This is a genomic window from Leisingera sp. ANG-DT (assembly GCF_000813785.1).
Classification (GTDB): Bacteria; Pseudomonadota; Alphaproteobacteria; order Rhodobacterales; family Rhodobacteraceae; genus Leisingera.
In genome coordinates, this window is sequence record NZ_JWLE01000044.1 from 1 (window position 1) to 922 (window position 922).

A 922-nucleotide genomic window follows, 5' to 3' on the forward strand; every position below is an offset into this window, starting at 1 on the left:
CCCGTTACAGGCACTGCTTCAGTCGGTAGCCCCAGCAAACTAAGGGCTATCCGAGGTGGTGGGTGCAGGTCAACAGGCGCGGCGTGGTCTACGCTTTGGTCTACGGTTCTGTCTCCCTCTTATCTGTGGTCTTTCGGTCAGTCACGCTGGCCCTGGTGTGAGAGCGGTCACCCCCACCGGGGGAAACTGCAGTCGCTTATGTATGTGTGAGCCGCTCAGATTTCTGACCTAAATGGCCTCGGTTCCTTCGGCACCTGCGGCGGCGAAGAGCGGCAGTTCGGCCTGGAAGGCGTTGGCCTTGCCACGAATACCCGGCATCTTGACCTCGATCACCCCAAGGTCGTTCAGCGCCAGCTTGAACAGTGCATGGCTACGGACGGTCCGTCTGAAGTTACTCAGATCGCTGCAGCCGATGGCTTCCATGACCTCCCGGAAAAGAACTGCCGCACCAGGAGCTAACATTAGGCGCTCCTTGAGGAAAGCGACGGCTTCGGCCACCTTGCCCCGCAAGGGGCGGTCAGAAGGATGCCAGCGCTTCACCGTTGCGCCTGGGAACCAACGCCGCAGTTCGGCCTCGATGCCAGATCTTGCAGACGCGATGATGTAGACCTCTCCAGGCAGGCACTTGCCGTCAGAGCATCCACGTGTCACCCCTCGCCCAACCGCCTGAAGGATGGTGTGGCCATGCTCTCCCAAGATGACACGCTTCAGCACATCATCAGGCAGCGTCTCGTCCATGGGCAAGCCTAGGCTGGCATGAGCAAGACCTAGGTAATGGCTGGGGGGCAAACAGAACGTCCCTGCCAGGATAACGGTAGGCACCTCGGCGAACTCGTTGGTGGCCTGGTGCATCCCCCAGTGCAGGAAACTGACGTTGGCTGAGGCGTCAAGCCCAAGATCGCCTTGGATAAGGGAGGCAGGG

General features: G+C 60.4%; 1 pseudogene. It reads right to left on the reverse strand.

Features of this window, described 5'->3' with window-relative positions:
* Positions 1–228: 228 nt before the first annotated feature.
* Positions 229–922 (reverse strand): annotated as a pseudogene (locus tag RA21_RS20675) (hypothetical protein); the annotation flags it as partial.